The following is a 20,999-nucleotide window of genomic DNA, read 5'->3' on the forward strand; positions in this document are numbered from 1 at the left end:
CCATGAGTCAACGGACCTTGGCGGGCGTCCTCGCCGTGCCGTTGCTCCTGGCCCTGTGGGCCGCCGCCCTATTCACCCCGCTGCCCTTCGTCACCTACGAGCCGGGGATCACCGTCGACGTGCTCGGCGAGGACGACGGTGAGGAGCTCGTCCAGGTCTCGGGTGAGAAGGCCTACCGCGACGACGGCGAGCTGCGGCTGACCACCGTCTACGTGTCGCGCCCCCGGGCCAACGTCAACCTCTTCGAGGTGGTCGAGGCGTGGTTCGACGACGACGCGTCCGTGCTGCCCTACGACGCCGTCTACTCTCCCGACACCACCCCGGAGGAGTCCGAGCGCCAGGGTGCGGTGCAGATGGTCTCCTCCCAGGACACCGCCATCGCGGTGGCGCTGCGCGAGCTCGGCCAGGAGGTCGGGGAGGTGGTCGAGGTCTTCGACGTCAGCGACGACCTGCCCGCGGCCGGCAAGCTCGAGGTCCGCGACGTGCTGCTCGAGGTGGGCGGCCGCAAGATCACCTCGCCGCAGGACGTGGTGGAGGCGGTGGACGCCGCCGAGGCCGGCGAGCCGCTGGAGTTCGTGGTCGAGCGCGACGGCGAGCGGCGCACGGTGAGCGTGACGCCGACGATGGTCGACGGGGACAAGCGGGTGGGCATCACCCCGGGGCCGGGCTACTCGTTCCCGTTCGACGTCTCGGTCGAGGTCGACTCCAACATCGGCGGGCCCAGCGCCGGCCTGCTGTTCGCCTTGTCCGTCTATGACACGCTCACTCCGGGTTCGCTGACCGGGGGAGAGGTCGTGGCCGGCACCGGCACGGTCGACTCCGAGGGCAGCGTCGGTCCGATCGGGGGCATCGCCCAGAAGATCGCGGCGGCGCGCGAGGTGGGGGCCAAGCTCTTCCTCGTCCCGCCGGACAACTGCGACGAGGCCCTCGGCGCCGAGGCCGGCGACATGCGGCTGGTCCGCGCCGACTCGGTCCACTCGGCCCTGGAGGCGATCGAGGCCTGGGTCGAGGACCCTGATGCCGACCTGCCCACCTGTGAAAGGAGCTCTCAGTGACCGAGCAGTCGACCGTGCCCGACCCGGCGCTGGCCGCCGCCGTGCTGGAGATCGAGTCCCACGTGGCCGACCAGGGGTGGGACCAGCCGGCCCGGCTCTACGCGCTCGTGGAGACCGCCCGCATCGTGGCCAACGAGCCCGAGCTGGCCCGGGCGATGGGGCTGGACGAAGCCTCCGCCGAAGGGTCCCTGACCCCGGTGGAGCAGGAGCCCGGTCGCAGCGACCAGCCGCTGGAGCAGCTGCTCGAGGAGATCGCCTGGCCCGAGACGGTCGACGGGGCCGCGGTGGTCCTGGAGCGCCTCGTGCTCCCGCCCGGGATCGACGAGCAGATCCCCGAGGACCCGGTCGAGGCCGGCGAGTTCGCCCGTCACCACCCGTTGCGCCAGGAGGTGCGCCTGGTCGCCGGCGTCACCCGCAGCGGGTCCAGCTACTGCGCGATGCGACTGCGCGCCCACGACGACCCGCAGGCGGTCGTCCCGGGGACCGACCTGGTCCCGGGACTCATCGCCCTGCTTGCCAGCACGTTCGAGGAAGAGGAGATCCAGTGAGTGGAATGTTCGGCCAGTCGGCGCGACCTCCGGCGCAGCCTTCGGCTGCACCGAAGCGATCACGGGCGTTGGTGATCACCGCTGCGATCCTGCTGGTGCTGTTCCTCGCGCTCACGGCGTTCTCGGCCTTCTGGACCGAGCGTCTGTGGTTCGGCTCCTTCGGCTTCGACGGCGTCTTCAGCACGCTGCTCTGGACCCGGGTGGCGCTCTTCGTGGCCTTCGGCCTGGTGATGGGCGGCGTGGTCGCGCTCAACATGTACCTCGCCTACCGCTTCCGGCCGGTCTTCCGCCCGGCCTCGATGGAGCAGGACAGCCTGGACCGCTACCGCGAGGCGGTGACCCCGGTGAAGGGGTGGCTGCTCGCGGCGGTGGCGGTGGTGGTCGGCCTCTTCGCCGGTGCCTCGGCGGCCGGTCAGTGGCGCCAGTACGCGCTGTGGCGAAACGGCGTCTCCTTCGGCGAGGAGGACCCGTTCTTCAACCGTGACGTGGGCTTCTACGTCTTCGACCTGCCCTGGTGGCACTTCGTGGTCGACTACGTGATGGCCCTGGCGATCCTCGGCCTGCTGGCCGCGGCGGTCGTGCACTACCTGTACGGCGGGATCAGGCTCCAGGTCAGCCGAGACCGGCTCAGCCCGGCCGCCCAGGCCCAGTTCTCGGCGCTGCTGGGCCTCTTCGTCCTCGCCAAGGGCGTCGACTACTGGCTGGACCGCTTCGACCTGCTCAACCGCGACGGCAACCTCTTCACCGGCATGGGCTTCACCGACGAGAACGCGGTGCTGCCGGCCAAGAACATCCTGCTGTGGATCGCGGCCATCTGCGCCCTGCTCTTCTTCCTCAACATCTGGCGGCGCACCTGGGTGCTGCCGTCCGTGGGGGTGGCCCTGCTGGCCCTCTCGGCGATCCTGCTGGGTCTGGTCTGGCCGGGCGCGGTGCAGCGGTTCCAGGTCTCCCCGAGCGAGGCCGACCGCGAGGCGCCGTACATCGAGAAGAACATCGCCGCCACCCGCGCCGCCTACGACATCGACGACGTCGAGGTGAACCGCTACACCTCCAACCCCGACCTGGAGGCCGAGCTGGCGACCCTGGACGAGGAGACCTCGTCGGTGCCGCTGGTCGACCCGCAGCTGGTCCGGCCGACCTTCGAGCAGCAGCAGCAGGTCCGGGCCTACTACTCGGTGGCCGACGTGCTCGACGTCGACCGCTACCTGCTCGACGGCGAGGAGCGGGCCGTGGTGCTCGGCGTCCGCGAGCTCGACCAGGAGGGGCTGGCCGACTCGGCCCGCAACTGGTCCAACCTGCACACCGTCTACACCCACGGCACCGGGATGATCGCGGCCTACGCCAACCAGCGCCCGGGGGACAACCGCAACCAGGCCTCGGGCATCCAGTGGGCCGAGGGCCAGGAGGACAACCAGAGCGCCCTGACCGAGCTCGAGGCCGACGGCTACGAGCAGCGCGTCTACTTCGGCGAGTCGAGCCCGTCGTACTCGATCGTCGGCAACTCCGACGGTCGCGACCTCGAGCTCGACCTGCCGCGCGGCGAGGACGACACCAGCCAGACCACCACCTACGAGGGCAAGGGCGGGGTTCCGGTCGGGGGCCTGTTCAACCAGGTGCTCTACGCCGTGAAGTACGGGGAGCCCAACATCCTGCTCTCCTCGCGGGTCAACGAGAACAGCAAGATCCTCTACGACCGCAACCCGCGCACCATGGTGGAGAAGGTCGCGCCGTGGCTCACCGTCGACGCCGACCCCTACCCCGCCGTGGTGGACGGCCGGATCCAGTGGATCCTCGACGGCTACACGGTCACCGACCAGTACCCGATGGCGCAGCGGGAGTCCTTCGAGGACATGACCGACGACTCGCTGCAGCAGGCGCCCGGCTTCCAGACCCTGCCGACCGACGAGATCAACTACGCGCGCAACGCGGTCAAGGCCACCGTGGACGCCTACGACGGCACCATCAAGCTCTACGAGTGGGACGAGGAGGACCCCATCCTGAAGGCCTGGCGCGGCGTCTTCCCCGACGTGGTGCAGGACAAGGAGGAGATCCCCGAGTCGCTGCGGGCGCACCTGCGCTACCCGGAGGACCTCTTCAAGGCGCAGCGCTACCAGCTGGCCCGCTACCACGTGACCGACCCGAAGGACTGGTACGCGGAGAACAACCGCTGGGAGGTCCCGGAGGACCCGAACTCCGACGGCAACCTGCAGCCGCCGTACCGGTTCTTCCTCAACCCGCAGCGCGCCGCCGGCGAGGAGGTCGCCGACGAGTCGGAGACCAGCGACACCGACGACCAGGTCTGGTCGCTCTCCTCGGTCTACGTGCCGCGGGGCAAGAGCAACCTGGCGGCGTTCGTCTCGGTCAACTCCGATGCCACCAGCGACGACTACGGCAAGATCCAGGCGCTCGAGCTCGCCGACGAACGGACGAACGGCCCCACCCAGGTGGCCAACGAGATCGCCTCGGACGAAGAGGTGCGAGACGAGCTCTTCTCCTTCGACCAGGGTGGGATCAACCCGCGCTACGGCAACCTGCTGACGATGCCGGTCGGCGACGGGCTGATGTACGTGCAGCCGCTCTACGCGGCGCGTGACACCTCGGAGTCCGCCTATCCGATCCTGAGCTTCGTGCTCGTCTCCTACGGCGGGCAGGTCGGCATCGACACCACCCTGCGTGGGGCCATCGCCGACGTGCTCGGGGTCGAGGACGCCGAGTCCGCGGGGCCGCCCCCCGAGACCGAGGAGACCCCGGAGGAGGGGGAGACGCCTCCGGACGAAGGCGGTTCGGTCAGCCAGCAGGTGCGCCGCCTGCTCGACCAGGCGGCGTCGAAGTTCGAGGAGGCCAACGCGGCCCAGCGCGAGGGCGACACCGTCGCGTGGGCCGAGGCCCTGGACGAGGCGCAGGCGCTCGTGGAGGAGGCGGCCGAGCTCTACGAAACCGGGAACTGACCCCGGATTTGGCTCCACCCCGCGCATCACGTACTGTTCTGTTCACCGACGCGGGGTGGAGCAGCTCGGTAGCTCGCTGGGCTCATAACCCAGAGGTCGCAGGTTCAAATCCTGCCCCCGCTACAAAGAACAGGGCCTGACCTGCGGAAACGCAGATCAGGCCCTGTTGCTTTTCTGGCGCTTCCCTGGAAGTTCCCCCTTGAACAGCGTGAACAGCGCGGAGTCGCGCCGTCACGCTCGGCAGGACCATGACGTCAGCCGCTCCCTGGTTCGCATCTCAGCCGCGTGCCTCCGTGTCGGACCTCCTCCCTCCGCGTAGCAGCGTCCTCACGACGTGCGCCGATGCCAGGGTGGGGAGCAAGAGCGCCAGCGCCCACCAGCTCGGGACCAGGCTGTACTCGTGGTTGCAGGCGCTGGGGAACTGCCACCACCCGGCGTCGCGCTCGGCCTGCTCCCACGCCTCGACGACGAAGGCCTGTTGCCTGACCTGGCAGATCTCCTGGGTGCCCGACTCCGGGAGCTCGGTCAGGAAGACGCCATACGCCAGGGCTGCCACCGTCCACACTCCGAGGAGCCCCAGGAGAAGCAGGCGCCAGAGCAGGCCAATCAACGGTCGGGTCCAGTCGTGATCTTGCGGGCGACCCGAGCGCGGGTCGCCCGGCGCGACGGCGATCCCGAAGTAGGAGCCCATGGGCGGCTGGAAGTCACGGCCCCACACCACCATCCCCTCGCACTCAGCGACGCCGCTCGCACGACGTGAGCCGCTCCCCGGCCAGGCAACGGTCGCTGCCCCTCTTTCCGTCGAGCCGGTCCCGGCCGGGGCCGCCGTGGAGGAGGTCGTTGCGGTTGCCGCCGACGAGGACGTCGTTGCCGCCGCCTCCGAAGGCACGTACCGGGAACCCGTAGGCGTACACCCGGAACAGCTCGGGCTTGGGTCCCCCGCGGAACGTGGCCCGCCCCGGCGCGGTGTTGCCGGTGAGCAGGAACTTCTCGACCCCCGTGAGCCTCGCCAGAACACGGCCGTGCTGGGTGATCCGGCGCTTCGGCACGTGGATCACCATGTCGTAGGGGCGTTGAGGACCGCCGTAGGTGTGGAAGTCCACCCGGTCCCTGCCTTGGCCTCCGGCGAGGGTGCGCGTCGGCTGGCCCGGCCGGTCCCGCTCGATCTCCACCCGGAACACGTCGTCGCCGGTCCCGCCTTGCGCCACCGTGCCGGCGACCGTGGCGAGCAGGTCGTCGCCCGGGCCGCCGAGGAAGAAGGAGTCGACCGAGTCGCGCTGACCGACCACGAAGTCGTCGCCCTCGTCGCCGCTGATCCGGTCGGTGCCGTGACCCCCCGAGACCACATCGTCGCCGGGACCGCCGCTGATCACGTCGTCGCCCGGCACCGGCGCGGGCGCCTCCTGGCTCATCGGGGGGTCGCCGGCGGCATCGCCGTCCAGCTCGTCGTCGCCGGGACCGCCGGTGATCACGTCGTCCCCACCGCCGCCCAGGATCTGGTCGTGCGCGGGCCCTCCGAGGAGCACGTCGTCGTGGGGCGAGCCGATGATCCCGGTGTACTTGTCAGGCGGGGTCGGGGCGAACGTGTCGTGGCCGTCCCCTGTGGCGGTGAGTGCCCCCAGGTCGACGGTGACCGGCCCGGGGGCGTCGGCGTAGGAGACCTTGTCGGAGTAGACCCACTCGGACGGGTCGAGGCCGGCGGGGCCGACCTCCGACTCCAGGTCGACGTAGTCGTCGCCTGGGCCGGGCTGGATCACGTCGCCCCAGTAGTCGTCGTTCCAGAGGTCGCCACCGCCGAAGAGCCGGTCGTCGCCCGGGCCGCCCCGGATCTGGTCGGCGCCGTCGAGGCCGCAGATGGTGTCGTCGCCACCTGCCCCGTCGATGCGGTCCTTCCCCTTCGTGCCGACGATCACGTCGTCGCCGGGGGTGCCCACCACCCACTGCACGGGGTCGGCTGACTCCTGCACGACGATCGTGGCGGCCAGCCCGTCGCACGTCTGGTCCGGGGCGCTGGCGCGGCTCACGCCCTGGGCGGGCCCGACGCCGAGTGTCGCGACGGACAGGGCGGCGGCCACACCGATCACGGCGTGGGAGGGGCTTCGCATGGCGGGTGCTCCTGGGAGGTGTGGCGGGTCTTGCCGGGGCGTGGAGTGAGACTCGGCAACGGAACGAAAGGTTGCTTCCGACTGGAGGCAGGGTGACACGTCGCCAGGATCGACAGATCCGGGCGCGCGGGCGTTCACTGGAGAGGGCGGCGCCGTCGCCACCGCGAGACCCCGGGGGCCGAGGCAGAGGAGTGCACGCGATGCGCCAGGTAGTCATGCAGGGTCCGGGCGAGGTGCGGGTGGAGCATCGCGAGGATCCGAGGATCATCGAGCCCACCGACGCGATCCTCCGCCTCGCCGCCACCTGCATCTGCGGCAGCGACCTGTGGCCCTACCGGGGCGCGGAGCCGGTGGACCACCAGGTGATGGGCCACGAGTACATCGGCACCGTCGAGGAGGTCGGCTCCGAGGTGCACAACGTCAAGGTCGGCGACTTCGTCGTCGGCTCGTTCTGGGCCTCGGACAACACCTGCGAGATCTGCCGGTCCGGCTACCAGGCCTACTGCGTACGGCGGGTGCCGATGGGCATGATCGGCACGCAGTCCGAGCTGGCCCGCATCCCTCTCGCGGACGGCACGCTCGTCGCCACTCCGGGGGCGCCCGACCCGGAGCTGATCCCGTCGCTGATGGCGGCCTCGGACGTGCTCGGCACCGGCTGGTTCGCTGCCACGGCCGCGGCGGCCGGGCCCGGCAAGACGGTCGCGGTGGTGGGTGACGGGGCGGTCGGCCTGCTCGCCGTCCTGGCCGCCAGGCAGCTGGGTGCCGAGCGAGTCATCGCGTTCAGCCGCCATGCGGACCGCCAGGCGCTGGCTCGTGAGTTCGGGGCCACCGACATCGTCGAGCAGCGTGGCGAGGAAGGGGTGGCACGGATCAAGGAGCTCACCGGAGGGCTCGGTGCCCACTCGGTGGTCGAGGCGGTCGGCACGCAGGAGGCGATGATGCAGGCCATCGGCTCGACCCGGCCCGGCGGGCACGTGGGCTTCGTGGGGGTCTCTCACGACGTCGCCATCCCGGGGGACGAGCTCTTCATGGCCGGCGTCCACCTGCACGGTGGGCCGGCACCGGTGCGGCGGTACCTGCCGGAGCTGATCCGGCTCATCTGGGACCGCGAGATCGACCCGGGCAAGGTCTTCGACCTCACCCTGCCGCTGGAGAAGGCGGCCGAGGGCTACCGGGCCATGGACCAGCGCGAGGCCATCAAGGTGCTGCTGACGCCGTGACCGCGGGGGCGGTCACGGCGTCAGCGTTCAGCGCCCGAGGAGACGGCTGAGCCAGCCGCCCTGGCGCTCCTCCTCGGGGTGCCCGGGGCACCACTGCCCTGCGGGGACGGCGGCCTTCACCTGGGCGACGTGCTGGCCGCAGCCGGCCCAGGTGGTCTTCTGGCAGGTGCGGCAGGTGGTGGGACGGCACATGGGTTCTCCTTGTGAGGTGTGGTCGAACTGTGGGAAGGGCTCGGGGGTGAGCGGGAGGCGGCCGGAGCCGTGTCAGAGCAGGGCGGGCAGCGCGCGGACCGAGGTGTAGACGGCCACGGCCAGTACGAGGACCGTGAAGGCCCCCTGCAGTCGACCGGTCTCCAGGCGGTCGGCGAGGCGGGCGCCCAGGACACCGGCCACGGCCGAGGCGGCGGTGAGGGTCAGCACGACCGGCCAGTCGGGGGCGACGCCGGCTCCGGCCCGCGCCACCAGCGCGCTGGCGCTGGTGAGGGTGATGACCACCAGCGACGTGCCGGCGGCGTACCTGATCGGCAAGGCGAGCGCGAGCAGCAGGGCGGGCACGACGAGGAAGCCGCCTCCCACGCCCAGGAAGCCGGTGAGCAGGCCCACGACGGTGGCGGTGAGCACCACCTTGAGCGCGCGGGGGCAGTTGCAGGCGAAGGTGGGGCTGAAGGTGATGATCGGGTCGTCCAGGACAGGCCGGGCGCGGGTCGCGTCGCCCTGTCGGGAGTGGTGGAGCCGGCGCCAGGCCATCAGACCCCCGACGAGCAGCATCAGTGCCCCGAAGGCCGCGAGCAGGACGTCGTCGGCCACGTGGGCGGCGGCTCTCGCCCCCAGGACCGCCCCGCCGACGGCCACGGTGCCGAACACCACGCCGCGGCCGAGCAGGACGTTGCCAGCGCGGTGCGCGGTCAGCGCCCCGAGCAGCGAGGTCACGCCCACCACCACCAGCGAGCCGGTGGTCGCCTGGGTGGCCGACTGGCCGAGCAGGTAGACCAGCACCGGGACGGCGAGGATGGATCCGCCGCCGCCCAGAGCCCCCAGCGAGAGGCCGATGAGGGCACCGGCGGCGACGGCGAGGACGAGCGTCATGTCAGGCGTGCGACCCGTCGTCGTCCCGGTCCTGGTCGCCCGGGGCGACCAGGGGCAGCCCAGAGCTCGCGGCGTTGTCGAAGGCGTCGTCGACGGCGACGGTACGGCGGCCCGCGGCGTCGAGGAACGACGCGGCGATAGCGGCGCGGTAGCCGGCGGCGCAGTGCACCCACACCTCGCCGGCCGGCACCTCGGCGACCCGGCTGGGCAGCTCGTGGATGGCGATGTTGATCGCCCCCTCGATGGCCGAGGCCCGGTGCTCGTCGGCCCGACGGACGTCGAGGACGACCACCTCGCGGTGGTGCCGCACGGCGGCGAGGTCGGCGAACGAGGCGGTCGGGAACGAGGCCAGCTCCCCGGCGGCCCACTCCTCGGGGCCACCGGTGGCCTGGGCCGCGGGGCGGTCGATCCCGATGCGGACCAGCTCGCGCTGGGCCGTGGCGACGTCGTCGGCGGTCTCCCCGAGCAGGGTCACCGGGGTGCCCCACTCGATCAGCCACCCCAGGTAGGTCGCGAACGCGCCGTCGAGGCCGAAGTTGAGGGTGCCCGGGGCGTGGCCGGCGGCGAACGCGGTCCGGGTGCGCAGGTCGACCACCCACTCGCCGGCCTCGATCCGGCGACCCAGCTCCTCGGCGTCGGCCTCGGCGACGGGGGAGAGGTCGGGCGCCTCGGGTCCGGCGGCGTTGGCCGGGCCCATGTGGGCGTAGTAGGTCGGCCAAGCGGCGAGCCCGTCGAGGAGCTCCCGGACGTAGGTCTCCTCGTCCTGGGTGAGCACCGGGTTGGTCTGCTTCTCCTGCCCGAGGGTGGAGTCGGTGGCCTCCGACTGGGTGGCGGAGCAGAAGGAGCCGAAGCCGTGAGTCGGGTAGACCTCCGCGGCGTCGGGCAGCTCCTCGGCGAGCCTGTGGGCCGAGGCGTGCTGGTGACGGACCAGGGTGTCGGTGTGCTCCTCGCCGAGCAGGTCGGGCCGGCCGGTGGCCCCGTAGAGCAGCGAGCCGCCGGTGAAGACCGCGTACGGCTCGTCGCCGTCGGCCCCCGTGGTGGCGAGGGCGTAGGAGAGGTGGGTGAAGGTGTGGCCGGGCGTGGCGATCGCCCGGACCTCCATCCGCTCGCCGATCGCCACCGTGTCGCCGTCGGCGATCGGGGTGCGCTCGAACGACACCTGGTCCTCGCCGTTGACGTGGTACGCCGCGCCGGTGTGCCGGGCCAGGGCGAGGCCGCCGGTGACGTAGTCGTTGTGGAGGTGCGTCTCGAAGACGTCGCTCAGCCGCACCTGGTGCTGCTCGAGGAGGTCCAGGACGCGGTCGATGTCGCGCTGGGGGTCGATCACGAAGGCGACGTGGCCGTCGTGGACGAGGTAGCTGCGGTCGCCGAGCGAGGGGGTCTCGATCGCCAGGATGGTCAGGTCGTCGGTCATGGTGTCTCCAGTGCTGCGGGGCGGGTGGGGGAGCTCAGGACAGGCTGGGGGTGCCGGTCTCCACAGGGAGCCCCGAGCGGGCCCAGGCAGCGGTGCCGCCGGCCGCGTACTCGCCGGGCTCGCGGACGTCGATCACCGTGGCCCGGTGCTCGGCGGCCCGGGCGAGCTGGTCGACGTCGATCTCCGGGGTGTTCTGGCTCATGACTGCCTTCTTCGTGTGCAACGCCGCTCGGAGGTTCTCGATACGGGCGGGGGTATGTGTTCCTTCTCGACGATAGACACCCCAGGGGGTATTTGACAAACTCGGCCCCGGCGGGCCGGGGGTGCCATCCTGCAATACCGAGGGGGGTATGCTTCACGCGTCGTCATGTCCCGTCCCACCATGCTCGCGGACCTACCTCAGGAGACACTGATGGAGCTCGACCCCACCGAGATGGCCCCGGTCATCAACCGCATCAAGCGCGCCCGTGGCCAGCTCGACGGCGTCCTGCGGATGCTCGAGGAGGGGCGCGAGTGCGAGGACGTCGTCACGCAGCTCGCCGCGGTCTCGAAGGCCCTCGACCGGGCGGGCTTCGCCGTCGTTGCCAGCGGTCTGCGGCAGTGCATGGCCAACGGGGACGACGCGGACAGCCTGGACGTCAAGAAGATGGAGAAGCTCTTCCTCTCGCTGGCCTGAGTGCCGACGCCGACTTCTGGCACCCGCTCCTAGTACGGTCCGGCCGTGGAGATCAACACACATGGTCAAGCCGTGGGCGAGCCGGTCGCGGGATGGTCGCCCCGCCGGGCCCCGGAGCGGGTGACCCGCACCGGCCGCTACGTCAGCATCGAGCCGCTCGCCGCGAGCCACTCCGAGGCGCTCGTCGCCGCGTTGTGCGGCCCCGAGGACGAGGCGCTGTGGACCTACCGACCCACGCCGCGGCCGACGTCCCGCGCCGCCTTCGACGAGGTGGTCGCGCCGTTGATGGCGCACCGGGACGACACCGCCACCTACGCCTTCGTCCCGTCCGGGGGCTCGCCCGCCGGGTTCGCCTCGTTCTTCCCCTGTGCCCCCGGCAACGGCGTCGTGGAGATCTCGGGGGTCCTGCTCGGGCGAGTCCTGCAGCGAACCACCGCGGCCACCGAGGCGATCCACCTGCTGCTCGGCTACGCCTTCGACGAGCTGGGCTACCGGCGGGTGGAGTGGAAGTGCGACAGCCTCAACGAGCCGTCGGGGCGGGCGGCGCTCCGCCTCGGGTTCACCTACGAGGGGCGCTTCCGGCAGCACATGGTGACCAGGGATCGCAACCGGGACACCGACTGGTACGCGATCCTCGACTCCGAGTGGCCGCAGATCCGAGCCCGGCACCAGCGCTGGCTGGACCCTGACAACTTCGACGCGCAGGGACGCCAGCATCAGCCGCTCGCGACTCTCTAGGGTGTGGGCGTGAGCGACAGCGAGGACGCCGCGGATCCGGCCGCCGACGCGGCCGCGCGCGGGTCGCGCCGGCGCGAGCGCACCCGGGCGCGGCTCCTGGACGCGGCGGAGCAGCTGCTGTCGCGGCGCGCCCCGGAGGAGATCCGGATCGAGGACGTCGCAGCGGAGGCGGGGATCTCGCCGGCTTCGGTCTACGTGCACTTCGGCACCAAGGACGCGCTGCTGGCCGCCGTCACCGAGCGGGTGCTGGCTGTGGCGACCGACGCGCTGCGGGCGGCGTACGCAGTGCAGGCGCCACCCCTGGAGCGCTTCGCGGGGGTCGGGTCGGCCTACCTGCGGCTGCTGCTGGATCACCCGGCGGTGGTCAAGTACCTCACCGCGACGGGGGAGCGGGGCCCGCGGACGGCCATCGAGGAGGAGGTGGTCGACCGCTTCAGCCAGCTGCGGCGCGAGTTCGAGCAGAGCATCCGCGACGCCGTGGAGGCCGGGGCGATCCGGCAGGTGGATCCCGAGCTGATGTCCTACTTCCTCTTCGGGTCCTGGAACGGCGTCGCCGCCCTGGCGCTGCGCCGCGACGCGCTGGCGGTCGCGCCGGAACGGGTCGAGGCCGCGGTGATCGAGGCCGGCCTGGTGCTCCTCGAGGGGCTCATCGTGGAGCCGCCGTCCGGCTGACGGCCTGCGATCTTGGCGAAGGGCCCCCGGGCTCTTGGCGAAGGGCCCCCGGAGCGAGTTAACTGGAGCCCGACTCCAGAACACTCCGCTCGAAAGTGACCCCATGACGCAGACCGCGACGCCCGCCAGCCCGAGCCCCGACGCCGCTCCCGAGACCTGGGACGTCGTGGTCGTCGGCGCGGGCCCGGGTGGGCTGACCACCGCGGCCTACCTCGCCGCCAATGGCAAGCGGGTGCTGGTGCTCGAGGCCAACCAGGTCGTCGGCGGCAGCACCCAGGTCTTCCGCCGGGCGGGCAACAAGTTCGAGTTCGACGTCGGCACCCACTACGTCGGCGAGTGCGGCCCGGGCGGCCGGATGCAGACCACGCTCTCGGGCTTGGCGCTCACCGAGCGGATCAAGTGGCTGCGGCAGCGCCCCGAGGGCCACTGCCAGATCATGGTCCCGGGCACGACCTTCCAGACACCGACCGGGTGGGACACCTACCTGGAGCGCCTGATCGACGCCTTCCCCGACGAGGAGGCCGGACTGCGCCGGTGCGTGGGCATCATGCGGGGCATCGCCACCAACGACCGGCGGTTCAAGCGCCCGCTCGCGCTGCTGCGCTGGGGGGTGCGGCCGATCACCACCCTGATGAAGGCGTGCGGGCTCGGCGCCGACGCGCAGGCGGTGATCCTGGCCGAGAACGGCGACTACACCTGGCCGCCGCACCGCACGCCGGCGGCCTTCCACGCCGGGTTCCTCGACCACTACCTCCAGGCGGGCGCCTACTACCCCCGAGGTGGCGGCCAGATGATCGGCGCCCACCTCACCGACGTGATCCAGACCCACGGGGGCAAGGTCCGCACCAAGACCCGGGTCGAGCGGATCCTGATCGAGGACGGGCGCGCCGTCGGCGTGCGAGTGCGTGGCGGCGAGGAGATCCGGGCCGAGGCCGTCGTCTCCGCCGCCGACCTCAAGAAGACCTGGGCCGAGCTGGTCGGCGACGAGCACCTCACCCGGCGCCTGCGCCGGCGGGTGCGCAACCTCGAGATGACGCTGCCGATGTTTGCCGTCTACGTCGCCCTCGACGTCGACCTGCGCGAGCGCGACACCCCGCCGCTGGCCTGGGTGTGGCCGACCAACGACGTCGACGGCTACTACCGCGAGGTCGCCGCCGGTCGCTGCCCCGAGAAGATGCCGGTCGGCATCAGCTGCCCGACCGCCAAGGACCCGGAGGGGACCCACTCCGCGCCCCCCGGCTACTCCACGCTCGAGCTGGTGAGCTGGGCGCCGAAGGAGTACGCGTTCTGGAACGTCGAGACCGGCCCCGCGGACGGCGGGAGCTACGGGCGCGACGAGCGCTACCTGGCGCTCAAGGAGGAGCTCACCCAGCGGGTGCTGGACACCGCCGAGCTGATGATCCCCGACATCCGCGAGCGCCTCGTCTTCTGCGAGGCCTCCACCCCGATCACCCAGGAGCGCTTCACCCTCACCACCGACGGCAACTGCTACGGGATCGCCCCGCTGCTGAAGAACCTCGGCCCCTTCCGGCCGCGGGTCACCACCCACATCCCCGGTCTCTTCCTGGCCGGCAACAGCACCGAGCACCTCTTCGGCATCAACGCCACCATGTACGGCGGGATGGGCACCGCCGGTGCGGTGCTCGGCCGGGACCTCGTCCGTGAGGTGCGCGAGGGGGCCGTCTTCGTCAACGAGTCGCGACTGACCGAGATCACCGAGGAGTTCGACCCGCTGCTGGCCTCGAAGCCCGGGTCGACGATCCGCCGGGGGGTGCGTCGCCGCCCCCGGTCCACCGCCTGACGGTCCTGAGGGGGCCTGGCGGAGATCCTCGGCGCGTGCGGTGGGTCGCCACCAACCGACTGGAGGGCGACTTCCCGGGCGGGGTCGCCGAGCTGGTCATCGTCCCTCGGTGACCTCGCCCGCCAGCACCGACGCCGGAAGCTCGAGATCGGGGACGAGCTCGGTGAGGAGATCACGGACCCGTCGATCGAGGTCGGCGACGATCCCGCGGACCGTCGCCTCGTCCTGACCGCCAGGGTCGGCGACCGGCCAGTCGACGTACCGGACCCCCGGCACGAAGGGGCACTCCTCGCCGCAGCCGAGGGTGATCGCCAGGGTGCTGGCCGCCACCGTCTCCCGGGTCAGCAGGGTCGGCCGCTCACCGGAGACGTCCAGCCCGAGGCTCTCCAGCGCGGCGGCGACCTCGGGGTGGATGTGCTCTCCGGGCTGGGTCCCGGCGGAGAGCGCGACGACCCGGCCTCGGGCGTAGTAGTGGGTGAGGACCCGGGCGATCACCGAGCGGCCGCCGTTGCGGACGCAGGCGAAGACGACCCGGGGCGGGACGGCGGTGGTGTCGTTCATCGAGGGTCTCCTGCGGGGGTGGTCGGGCGGACGGTGCGCTCGGGGAAGAACCTGCGGGCCCAGAGGCTGACGTAGACCAGGCCGACCAGGGCCGGGACCTCGATCAGCGGGCCGACCACCCCGGCGAGCGCCTGCCCGGAGGTGACCCCGAAGACGCCGATGGCCACGGCGATCGCCAGCTCGAAGTTGTTGCCCGCGGCCGTCATCGAGACGGCGGTGGCACGCTGGTAGTCGAACCCGAGCAGCTTCGACAGCAGCATGGAGCCGCCCCACATCAGCGCGAAGTACGCCAGCAGCGGCACCGCGATGCGGGCGACGTCGAGAGGCTGGTGGGTGATGCTGTCGCCCTGGAGGGCGAAGAGCAGCACGATGGTGAAGAGCAGGCCGTAGAGGGCGGCGGGCCCGATCGCGGGCAGGAACCTCGACTCGTACCACTGCCTGCCCTTCGCTCGTTCGCCGAGCGTGCGGGTCAGGAAGCCGGCCAGCAGCGGGATGCCGAGGAAGACCAGGACGGACTTCGCGATGCTCCACACCGAGACGTCCAGCGCGGCCTGCTCCAGCCCGAGCCACCCGGGCAGGACCTGGAGGTAGAAGTACCCGAGGAAGGCGAACGCCACGATCTGGAAGACCGCGTTGAGGGCCACCAGGATGGCGGCCGCCTCCCGGTCGCCGCAGGCCAGGTCGTTCCAGATCAGCACCATCGCGATGCAGCGGGCCAGGCCCACGATGATGAGGCCGGTCCGGTACTCCGGCAGGTCGGGCAGAAGCAGCCAGGCCAGCGCGAACATGAGCGCGGGCCCGAGCACCCAGTTGAGCAGGATCGAGGTGCCGAGCAGCCGGACGTCGCGGGTCACGTGACCGAGCTCGTCGTAGCGGACCTTCGCGAGCACCGGGTACATCATGATCAGCAGGCCGATCGCGATGGGCAGCGAGACCGAGCCGATCTCGACCGCGGCCAGGGCGTCGTCGAGGCCCCCGACCGTGCGGCCCAGCAGCAGGCCGACGGCCATCGCGACGCCGATCCAGACGGGCAGGAACCGGTCCAGGGTCGAGAGACGCTGCAGCAGTGGGTCCTGGGGACGCCCGGCGGAGGTCTCGCCGATGAGGTCGCTCATCCGCACACCACCGGCAGCGGTCGGGGGGAGGCGGGGGGAGTGGGGTGGAGCACCGCCATATATTGACAGATGTCGATGCGTCAACGAAGTCGCCGTCGAGGAGTTCGGCTGCTGTTCATCTCTGAAGCTCGCCTGCGGCGGCGGATGCCGGTCTCAGCCGGAGCCCAGTGCCTCCGTGATCTGGTCGAACGTCTTCGTGCCGAACGCCACCATCCTGGCCTCCTCGACCTGGGTCCGGGCGGAGCGGAAGACCTCGAGGGCCGCGGCGATCGCGTCGTCCTTCGGCCACCCGTAGACCCCCGCGCTGATCAGCGGGAACGCCACGGTCCGGGCGCCCAGCTCGTCAGCGACCTCCAGGGCCCGGGTGTAGCACGAGGTCAGCAGGGTGCGGTCCCGCTCCCCGGCGCGGTAGTTCGGGCCGACCACGTGGATGACCCAGCGCGCCGGCATGAGCCCCGCGGTCGTCCAGCCGGCGTCACCTGTCCCAAGGCCCCGGGGGAACCGGCGACGGCACTCCTCGAGGACCTCCGGGCCGCCGGCGGCGTGGATGGCGCCGTCGACCCCGCCGCCCCCGCGCATGGCCCGGTTGGCGGCGTTGACGACCGCGTCGACCTCCTGGGCGGTGATGTCGCCCTCGACGACCGTGACCCTCATCCGGTGCAGGCTACGTTGCTGAGCCCGGCGGCCGCACCGGTCACGACGTTGCTGGTGCAGGAGATCCGGTTCCCGGTGGCACCCTTCTGCACCGAGAACCCGTACCCGTCGGCGTTGACCTCGGCCCGGTTGTCCGCGAAGACGTTGTCGTTGCCCCAGCCGGCCAGCGCCGTGTGCACCTGGAACCCGTCGAGCAGGGCGTTGACGCCGTGGTTGCCCTCGACGAGCCAGCCGTTGCCCTTCATGTCGATCCAGGAGTCGGCCCAGCTCCCGGTCATCCCGGCGCCCTCGAACCAGTTCCCGCGAATGGTCCCGCCGGTGGTGCCTTCCTTGATGTCCATGCTCTCGGCACCGGTCTCGCTGATCACGTTGCCGAGGATCAGGTTGCGGTCCGAGGCGTCCGGGCGACCGTCGCTGTAGGTGCCCCAGTTGGAGTTGGCGCTGCCTACGTAGATGCCCTCCCCGTAGGTCTCGTTCTTCCGGCCGGTGCGGCTGACCACGTTGTCGCGCACCACGTTGTCGGAGGAGAAGGAGCGCAGGTGGATGCCCTCCTGGCCCGTCTCGTGCACCTCGAGTCCCTCGAGGACCACGTGGCTGGACCGGTCGAGCACCACGCCCTTGGACACGTTGGTCACCGTGATCCCGCGGACCCGCCAGTGGTCGGCACCGGCCAGGTAGAGGCCGTACTGCGTGCCGGTGCCGACCGCTCCCGGCTTGCCGTCGATCACGGCCCCGCGCGAGCCCTGCAGCACGATCGGCGCGTCGGCCGTGCCGGGCACCGAGGCGACGAAGGTGCCGACGTACTGCTTGCCGCCGATCACCAGCGGCGCCTTGAGCCCCTTGGAGGTGTACGTGCCGTCGGCCACGGTGATGACGTCGCCCGGCCGGGCGTCGGCCAGGGCCGCGCTGAGCTCCGCGGAGGTCGAGACCCCCACGGCGCGCCCTCCCGGGGCGGGGACCGTGTGCGTGGGCGTGGCGGACGGGGTGGGCGGGGGCTCGGGCGGCGCGCCCGTGGGGGCGCCGGACGGCGACGGGGACAGCGACGCCGACGGGGACAGCGACGGGGAGGGGGACCCGGAGGGGGACAGCGGCGGCGAGGGGGAGAGCGAGGGGGACACCGACGGCGCGGGTGATCTTGACGGTGACGCGGAGAGGGAGGGGGACGCCGACGGGGACGGCGAGGGCGTGGCCGTGGGAACCGGGGTCGGCCGGACCGGGGCGGTGATCCGCAGCTGGTCCAGCGCGAGCCCCGAGCGCCGGCTGGCGAGGCCGACCCGTCCGTCGGCGCTGCTCGCGAGCTCCAGGCGCGTGGCGAGCCTGCGACCGCGGCCAGGGCGTTCCAGGTAGACCTTCAGGTCGTCGGCCGTCCGCTCCAGCGTCACCACGTGCGGGCGGTTGACCGGGACCCGGGCGTCGAGACCGGTGAGCCGGCGCTCCTCCCCGTCGCGGATCACGAAGACCCCCGACCGGGCGCGCCGCCGGTCCACGCGGAGGTAGGAGTAGTGCCGCCCGCCCCGGTGGTCGAAGACGACCGAGTACTCCGGGCCGCGTGCCCGGAGGGTGGCCTCGAGCCGCCACTGCGTGCCGGCGACGGGGGTGCGCAGGAGCCGGAGGGCGGTGCGGGGCGAGGCGGTGCGAGCTCGTGCGCGGGGCCTGGTGAGGACGTAACGTCCCTCGTCCACCCGCCAGTCGCCCGCGCGGCCCCGGAAGAGGCGAGCGGCCGCGGGGGAGTCGAACCCCTCGTCCAGGACCACGGTCTCCCGTTCCTCCTGCGAGGCGCCGCCGGAACCCGCGGCGACGCCGACGAGGCCGCAGGAGAGGGCGACGGAGAGGGCGAGGACACGGAGGTGGGGGTGCGCGGAGAAGTCCATCGGGGATCCTCGGGGCAGGACGGCATATCCGGAAGGCCGATCGTAGGTCCGGGTCGGGCCGCCCACACGAGGAATGGAGCAATCGCTACCGGGGGACCGTGATCACCACCCGCCGGTTCCTGGCCCGGTTCGCGTCGCTGTCGTTGGGATAGGCCGGACGGGTCTCCCCGTAGCCCCTGGTGCGGACCGCGTCGGGGTCCAGGCCCCCGTCGCGCACCAGCCAGTCGGCGACGCTGCGGGCCCGTGCCCGGGACAGGCGCATCCCGTAGGCCTCGTCGCCGCGGTCGTCGGTGTGCCCCTCGACGAGGACCTCACCGGCCGCCCCGGCCGAGCGGATCCGCCGGACGACGGCACGCAGCGCGTCCCTGGCGGCCGGTCTCAGGGTCGCGGAGTCGCTGTCGAAGAGCACGCCCGAGGAGGCGACGTACGAGGTGGAGCCACGGCCCTCGAGCACGCTGAGCCCTCCGCTCCCGGCGAGGGGCCGGGACTCCAGCCGCTCCGGATCGACGTCGACGTCCGGCACCCGCACCGGCTCCAGGCGCACGGTCTCGACCAGGTCGTCGCCGGGCCGAGCGGCGCCGTCGCGGGAGAAGCCCTCCCGGACGACGCCGGCCCGGGTGACACCGACCAGGGCACCGTCGCGGGCGACCCGGCACACCTGCTCCGCACGGGCTCCCGGCACGGTCGCGCCCGGGACGGTGACCGCGGGATAGACCCGCTCACCCACCTCGGTCGCCGGGATGACCGCGGGTGGGATGGTGGCGGCCGTCACCTCCACCGCCCCCAGACAGCCCCCCGGCGCCCGGTGACGGACCACGCAGCCTCCCTCGACGACCTGGCCGGGGATGAGGAGACCGGGGGCGAGCACCGTGCCGTCGGAGTCCACCACGGGCGGCACCTCGACCTCCGGCACCACCACGTCGGGGACGGGTTCGACCTCCCGGTCGGGCCCCGGCTCGCAGGCGGGGTCGGGCTCAGGCGGGGGCGTGTCGGACGCTCCGCCCGTGGGCGGCGCGGAGGAGGGCCCGGCCGGACTGCCCCCGAGAGCCCCGGGCTCCGTCTGGTCGTCACGGCAGGCGCCGACCAGAGTGATCACCAGGACCAGCAGTCCGGCCGGACCGGCGGCGGACAGCCCGCCCCGACATCCCCTCGGGCTGTCCGTGCTCATGCCGGGCCCGCCGGTTCAGCTCGCCCGGCCGAGGGCACGGTAGGTCCAGCCCGCCGCCCGCCAGGCCGGGGCGTCCAGCGCGTGCCGGCCGTCGACCACCGCGCGGTCCGCGACCACCGTGGCGAGCACCTCGGGGTCGATCTCGCGGAACACCTGCCACTCGGTGAGCAGCACCACGACAGCCGCCCCGTCGGCCGCCTCGAGCACTCCGTGGGCGTAGCGGAGGTCCGGGTAGGCGCGCCGGGCGTTCTCCATCGCCTCCGGGTCGTAGACGGTCACGATCGCCCCCTCCTGCTGGAGCATGCGGGCCACGTCGAGCGCCGGAGCGTCGCGCACGTCGTCGGAGTTCGGCTTGAACGCCGCACCCAGGCAGCAGACCCGGACGCCCTCGAGCCGCCCGCCCGCCTCGTCCCGGACCAGGTCGACCGTCCGCTCGCGGCGGCGCTTGTTGATGGCGTCCACCTGGCGCAGGAAGGCCACCGACCGGCCGACTCCGAGCTCCTCGGCGCGGTGGACGAAGGCGCGGATGTCCTTGGGCAGGCACCCGCCCCCGAAGCCCAGGCCGGGCTTGAGGAAGCGACCGCCGATACGGGAGTCGAAGGAGAGCGAACGGGCCAGGTCTTGGACGTCGGCACCGGTCGCCTCGCAGACCTCGGCCATCGCGTTGATGTAGGAGATCTTCGTCGCCAGGAAGGAGTTGGCTGCGACCTTCACCAGCTCGGCGGTCGCCAGGTCGGTGGCGACGACCGGCACCCCCTCGTCGAGCAGCGGCGCGAAGACCTCCTCCAGGCGCTCCCTGGCCCAGGGCGAGGCGACCCCGAAGACGAGCCGGTCCGGGTGGAGGGTGTCCTCCACGGCGTAGCCCTCGCGGAGGAACTCGGGGTTCCAGGCGAGCTCGACCTCGGTCCCGGCCGGGGCGTTGTGCTGCAGGATCGTGGTCAGGCGCGCCGCGGTGCCGACCGGCACGGTCGACTTCCCGACCACCAGGCAGCGGCGCCGCAGGTGGGGCGCGAGGTTGCGGGCGACACCCTCGACGTGGCTGAGGTCGGCGGCGTCGGAGCCCTTCATCTGCGGCGTGCCGACGCAGATGAAGTGGACGTCGCCGAACTCGCCGGCCTCGGCCAGGTCGGTGGTGAACGACAGGTGGCCCGAGTCCAGGGCCTTGCGGAGCATCTCCGGGAGGCCGGGCTCGAAGAACGGCACCCTGCCCGAGGCGAGGGCCTCGACCTTGGCGCGGTCGGTGTCGACCCCCAGGACGTCATAGCCCAGGACGGCCATGCAGATGGCGTGGGTGGCGCCGAGGTAGCCGGTGCCGAGGACGGTGAGACGCGGGCGTTGCTGGGTGATGCTCATGGTGGTTCCCCCTG

20 protein-coding genes and 1 tRNA gene are annotated in these 20,999 nt (G+C 72.2%); 9 read left to right on the forward strand and 12 right to left on the reverse strand.

Annotation, left to right across the window (positions count from 1 at the left end; genetic code table 11):
- The first annotated feature begins 2 nt into the window (after positions 1 to 2).
- The 4 genes from AC4BGE_RS10220 to AC4BGE_RS10235 all read left to right on the forward strand — a co-directional run bounded on the left by AC4BGE_RS10220 (position 3) and on the right by AC4BGE_RS10235 (position 4,674).
- Positions 3 to 1,055, forward strand: coding sequence for a YlbL family protein (locus AC4BGE_RS10220; RefSeq protein WP_490575212.1), 1,053 nt, complete (start codon positions 3 to 5; stop codon positions 1,053 to 1,055).
- A complete protein-coding gene (locus tag AC4BGE_RS10225; protein WP_490575213.1) occupies positions 1,052 to 1,603 on the forward strand; it encodes a PPA1309 family protein in 552 nt (183 codons plus the stop codon). The genes AC4BGE_RS10220 and AC4BGE_RS10225 overlap by 4 nt, the downstream gene beginning before the upstream one ends.
- Before the next feature lie 71 nt (positions 1,604 to 1,674).
- Positions 1,675 to 4,551 (forward strand): UPF0182 family membrane protein, encoded by a 2,877-nt coding sequence (locus AC4BGE_RS10230; RefSeq protein ID WP_490575214.1) that lies wholly within the window; start codon positions 1,675 to 1,677, stop codon positions 4,549 to 4,551.
- Between the two features lie 49 nt (positions 4,552 to 4,600).
- A tRNA-Met gene (locus AC4BGE_RS10235) sits at positions 4,601 to 4,674 on the forward strand.
- A gap of 154 nt (positions 4,675 to 4,828) precedes the next feature.
- On the opposite strand, the gene AC4BGE_RS10240 is transcribed toward AC4BGE_RS10235, so the two are convergent.
- Positions 4,829 to 5,269, reverse strand: coding sequence for a hypothetical protein (locus AC4BGE_RS10240; protein WP_490575215.1), 441 nt, complete (start codon positions 5,267 to 5,269; stop codon positions 4,829 to 4,831).
- A 16-nt stretch (positions 5,270 to 5,285) separates the two neighbouring features.
- The gene (locus AC4BGE_RS10245; RefSeq protein WP_490575216.1) at positions 5,286 to 6,656 is read right to left on the reverse strand and encodes a calcium-binding protein; all 1,371 of its coding nucleotides are present in this window, start codon (positions 6,654 to 6,656) and stop codon (positions 5,286 to 5,288) included.
- A gap of 200 nt (positions 6,657 to 6,856) precedes the next feature.
- Here AC4BGE_RS10245 and AC4BGE_RS10250 point away from each other — a divergent pair, with 200 nt between their 5' ends.
- On the forward strand, positions 6,857 to 7,876 hold the full coding sequence (locus AC4BGE_RS10250) for a zinc-dependent alcohol dehydrogenase family protein (RefSeq protein ID WP_490575217.1): 1,020 nt from the start codon (positions 6,857 to 6,859) through the stop codon (positions 7,874 to 7,876).
- 27 nt (positions 7,877 to 7,903) lie between these two features.
- On the opposite strand, the gene AC4BGE_RS10255 is transcribed toward AC4BGE_RS10250, so the two are convergent.
- From AC4BGE_RS10255 to AC4BGE_RS10270, 4 genes are all read right to left on the reverse strand, one after another.
- Complete coding sequence (locus AC4BGE_RS10255; RefSeq protein ID WP_489965000.1) at positions 7,904 to 8,068, reverse strand: DUF8730 family Cys-rich protein; 165 nt, start codon at positions 8,066 to 8,068, stop codon at positions 7,904 to 7,906.
- A gap of 72 nt (positions 8,069 to 8,140) precedes the next feature.
- On the reverse strand, positions 8,141 to 8,962 hold the full coding sequence (locus AC4BGE_RS10260; RefSeq protein ID WP_490575218.1) for a sulfite exporter TauE/SafE family protein: 822 nt from the start codon (positions 8,960 to 8,962) through the stop codon (positions 8,141 to 8,143).
- A 1-nt stretch (position 8,963) separates the two neighbouring features.
- Complete coding sequence (locus tag AC4BGE_RS10265) at positions 8,964 to 10,376, reverse strand: MBL fold metallo-hydrolase (protein ID WP_490575219.1); 1,413 nt, start codon at positions 10,374 to 10,376, stop codon at positions 8,964 to 8,966.
- A 34-nt stretch (positions 10,377 to 10,410) separates the two neighbouring features.
- The gene (locus AC4BGE_RS10270) at positions 10,411 to 10,578 is read right to left on the reverse strand and encodes a hypothetical protein (protein ID WP_490575220.1); all 168 of its coding nucleotides are present in this window, start codon (positions 10,576 to 10,578) and stop codon (positions 10,411 to 10,413) included.
- Positions 10,579 to 10,788: 210 nt separating this feature from the next.
- Between AC4BGE_RS10270 and AC4BGE_RS10275 the strand changes: the two genes are divergently transcribed.
- The 4 genes from AC4BGE_RS10275 to AC4BGE_RS10290 all read left to right on the forward strand — a co-directional run bounded on the left by AC4BGE_RS10275 (position 10,789) and on the right by AC4BGE_RS10290 (position 14,263).
- Positions 10,789 to 11,052, forward strand: coding sequence for a metal-sensitive transcriptional regulator (locus AC4BGE_RS10275; protein WP_490569142.1), 264 nt, complete (start codon positions 10,789 to 10,791; stop codon positions 11,050 to 11,052).
- A gap of 45 nt (positions 11,053 to 11,097) precedes the next feature.
- Entirely contained in the window at positions 11,098 to 11,790 is a 693-nt protein-coding gene (locus AC4BGE_RS10280) for a GNAT family N-acetyltransferase (RefSeq protein ID WP_490575221.1), read from the forward strand.
- A gap of 9 nt (positions 11,791 to 11,799) precedes the next feature.
- Complete coding sequence (locus AC4BGE_RS10285) at positions 11,800 to 12,462, forward strand: TetR/AcrR family transcriptional regulator (RefSeq protein WP_490575222.1); 663 nt, start codon at positions 11,800 to 11,802, stop codon at positions 12,460 to 12,462.
- 103 nt (positions 12,463 to 12,565) lie between these two features.
- The gene (locus AC4BGE_RS10290; RefSeq protein WP_490575223.1) at positions 12,566 to 14,263 is read left to right on the forward strand and encodes a phytoene desaturase family protein; all 1,698 of its coding nucleotides are present in this window, start codon (positions 12,566 to 12,568) and stop codon (positions 14,261 to 14,263) included.
- A gap of 96 nt (positions 14,264 to 14,359) precedes the next feature.
- Here AC4BGE_RS10290 and AC4BGE_RS10295 read toward each other — a convergent pair whose 3' ends face one another.
- The 6 genes from AC4BGE_RS10295 to AC4BGE_RS10320 all read right to left on the reverse strand — a co-directional run bounded on the left by AC4BGE_RS10295 (position 14,360) and on the right by AC4BGE_RS10320 (position 20,985).
- Positions 14,360 to 14,824 carry an arsenate-mycothiol transferase ArsC gene (locus AC4BGE_RS10295; protein WP_490575224.1) on the reverse strand — a complete coding sequence of 155 codons (465 nt, stop codon included), beginning with the start codon at positions 14,822 to 14,824 and terminating at the stop codon, positions 14,360 to 14,362.
- Complete coding sequence (arsB, locus tag AC4BGE_RS10300; protein ID WP_490575225.1) at positions 14,821 to 15,939, reverse strand: ACR3 family arsenite efflux transporter; 1,119 nt, start codon at positions 15,937 to 15,939, stop codon at positions 14,821 to 14,823. Before arsB ends, AC4BGE_RS10295 begins: the two co-directional genes overlap by 4 nt.
- Positions 15,940 to 16,092: 153 nt before the next feature.
- Positions 16,093 to 16,593, reverse strand: coding sequence for an O-acetyl-ADP-ribose deacetylase (locus tag AC4BGE_RS10305; protein ID WP_490575226.1), 501 nt, complete (start codon positions 16,591 to 16,593; stop codon positions 16,093 to 16,095).
- A complete protein-coding gene (locus tag AC4BGE_RS10310) occupies positions 16,590 to 18,464 on the reverse strand; it encodes a right-handed parallel beta-helix repeat-containing protein (RefSeq protein ID WP_490575227.1) in 1,875 nt (624 codons plus the stop codon). Before AC4BGE_RS10310 ends, AC4BGE_RS10305 begins: the two co-directional genes overlap by 4 nt.
- 85 nt (positions 18,465 to 18,549) lie before the next feature.
- Positions 18,550 to 19,632 (reverse strand): OmpA family protein, encoded by a 1,083-nt coding sequence (locus AC4BGE_RS10315; RefSeq protein ID WP_490575228.1) that lies wholly within the window; start codon positions 19,630 to 19,632, stop codon positions 18,550 to 18,552.
- A gap of 15 nt (positions 19,633 to 19,647) precedes the next feature.
- A complete protein-coding gene (locus AC4BGE_RS10320; protein WP_490575229.1) occupies positions 19,648 to 20,985 on the reverse strand; it encodes a UDP-glucose dehydrogenase family protein in 1,338 nt (445 codons plus the stop codon).
- Between the last annotated feature and the right edge of the window lie 14 nt (positions 20,986 to 20,999).

The organism is Nocardioides sp. Z50_6 (genome assembly GCF_058215755.1).

Coding starts and splice junctions, on each gene's coding strand:
- AC4BGE_RS10275 (WP_490569142.1), top strand. CDS start 10,789: ATGGAGCTCGACCCCACCGAGATGGCCCCGGTCATCAACCGCATCAAG.
- AC4BGE_RS10315 (WP_490575228.1), bottom strand. CDS start 19,632: ATGAGCACGGACAGCCCGAGGGGATGTCGGGGCGGGCTGTCCGCCGCC.
- AC4BGE_RS10250 (WP_490575217.1), top strand. CDS start 6,857: ATGCGCCAGGTAGTCATGCAGGGTCCGGGCGAGGTGCGGGTGGAGCAT.
- AC4BGE_RS10260 (WP_490575218.1), bottom strand. CDS start 8,962: ATGACGCTCGTCCTCGCCGTCGCCGCCGGTGCCCTCATCGGCCTCTCG.
- AC4BGE_RS10220 (WP_490575212.1), top strand. CDS start 3: ATGAGTCAACGGACCTTGGCGGGCGTCCTCGCCGTGCCGTTGCTCCTG.
- AC4BGE_RS10320 (WP_490575229.1), bottom strand. CDS start 20,985: ATGAGCATCACCCAGCAACGCCCGCGTCTCACCGTCCTCGGCACCGGC.
- AC4BGE_RS10310 (WP_490575227.1), bottom strand. CDS start 18,464: ATGGACTTCTCCGCGCACCCCCACCTCCGTGTCCTCGCCCTCTCCGTC.
- AC4BGE_RS10290 (WP_490575223.1), top strand. CDS start 12,566: ATGACGCAGACCGCGACGCCCGCCAGCCCGAGCCCCGACGCCGCTCCC.
- AC4BGE_RS10255 (WP_489965000.1), bottom strand. CDS start 8,068: ATGTGCCGTCCCACCACCTGCCGCACCTGCCAGAAGACCACCTGGGCC.
- arsB (WP_490575225.1), bottom strand. CDS start 15,939: ATGAGCGACCTCATCGGCGAGACCTCCGCCGGGCGTCCCCAGGACCCA.
- AC4BGE_RS10245 (WP_490575216.1), bottom strand. CDS start 6,656: ATGCGAAGCCCCTCCCACGCCGTGATCGGTGTGGCCGCCGCCCTGTCC.
- AC4BGE_RS10265 (WP_490575219.1), bottom strand. CDS start 10,376: ATGACCGACGACCTGACCATCCTGGCGATCGAGACCCCCTCGCTCGGC.
- AC4BGE_RS10305 (WP_490575226.1), bottom strand. CDS start 16,593: ATGAGGGTCACGGTCGTCGAGGGCGACATCACCGCCCAGGAGGTCGAC.
- AC4BGE_RS10270 (WP_490575220.1), bottom strand. CDS start 10,578: ATGAGCCAGAACACCCCGGAGATCGACGTCGACCAGCTCGCCCGGGCC.
- AC4BGE_RS10295 (WP_490575224.1), bottom strand. CDS start 14,824: ATGAACGACACCACCGCCGTCCCGCCCCGGGTCGTCTTCGCCTGCGTC.